Consider the following 1383-nt stretch of genomic DNA (forward strand, 5'->3'; position numbering starts at 1 on the left):
CTACTGGATTGGCGATTTATATCGAAGACCCTCAGCTGGCGGCAACGATATTACCTAGATCTGGCCTTGGTCATAAGCATGGGATTGTTTTGGGGAATCTCGTTGGTTTGATAGATTCTGACTATCAAGGCGAGTTGATGGTTTCGTGTTGGAATAGAGGAAATACAACATTTTGTATAGAGCCGGGTGAACGTATCGCTCAGTTAGTTGTTTTGCCTGTCGTGCAAGTCGAGTTTAATCTCGTCGACGAGTTTAAAGAATCAGATAGAGGAACCGGTGGATTTGGTTCAACGGGTACAAAATAAGAGACACATTAAGTCGGGATGGATTCATGTTGAGGCTCAAGAAAAAGCACGCGCTGGTGAAAACTGAGAAGCGAGAAAAAGGTAAGGCAACAAGCAAAGGGAAGAGCAAGGTTGCAGATGATAATCAAGGCAAGTCCATCGCGGCCTGGAGCTTTCAGCCCGCAGCGATAGCTTTCATAAGTGTTATCGCGTTGGCTCTACTTATCGAACTTTACTTTGTGCAAAGTGTTGAGAAAGATCAGCAAAACGATATCAATCAAAATTACGCAAGTCTTGTTCAGAGCGACTTGAATTTTATGATTCAAGAACGTTTATATGCCTTAAAATCTGTCGCGACCAATAATGTATTGATGAATGGTTTCTCTAGCGACAAAACAAGTCATCAATTAATGAAGGCAAGTTTTAGTGACTTAGTAGGTCTTTATGTCATTCCAGAATCACAGCTTGGGCAAGCGCGTACTATTTACCCTGATTTAGGATATGCGAGTGTCGACGCCGTTAGAAAAGCGCAAGATATTGATAAACTAAGATTTGATGCGTTTTTTGACGGAAAGAGTTGGTTCTATCAAGCAGCGGTGCGTGTTGAGAACAATGATCCTGCTGTTGTTTTATTTGTCTTTGATTTGAGCGAGATATCGAAGGAAGTACAGATTAAAGCTCAAGCCTTGCAAGGTAGTCTCACCATCTATGGTGGAGTTGATCAATCTGCATCTAAAGTATTTTCTGCTGGTATTAGTGTTGGTGGAGAAGAGATCAGTAAATCTCTGAATATAGGTAATTGGCAGCTTAGATATCTGTCTAATTCGTCAGCTATTGTTGCCATAGATAGAACGCTGCTTTGGATTATGCTCAGCAGCGCTGCCTTATCTACGCTCGTGCTTGTTTATCTGGTATGCAGGTTTCGATTGCAAAAAGTTCATAGCTACGTGGTATTAGCGGATTCACTTGTGCAGTCAGCCATTTCTGGTGAACGAAAATCAACGCAGCGTTTGCATTTTTCCGAGACCATTTCACTTGTCACAAATGCTAATCAAGCGCTGTCGACGCAAGAGCAAAAGGTATCAAAGAAACCTAAAAC

At 41.9% G+C, this 1383-nt stretch carries 2 protein-coding genes; both read left to right on the forward strand.

Features of this window, described 5'->3' with window-relative positions; all coding sequences use genetic code 11:
- A partial coding sequence (dut, locus tag A3739_RS19010; RefSeq protein ID WP_068502418.1) for a dUTP diphosphatase occupies nt 1-305 on the forward strand: 305 nt, incomplete at its 5' end.
- Between the two features lie 56 nt (nt 306-361).
- A partial coding sequence (locus A3739_RS19015) for a hypothetical protein (RefSeq protein ID WP_156502693.1) occupies nt 362-1383 on the forward strand: 1022 nt, incomplete at its 3' end.

This window comes from Oleiphilus sp. HI0067 (assembly GCF_001635735.1).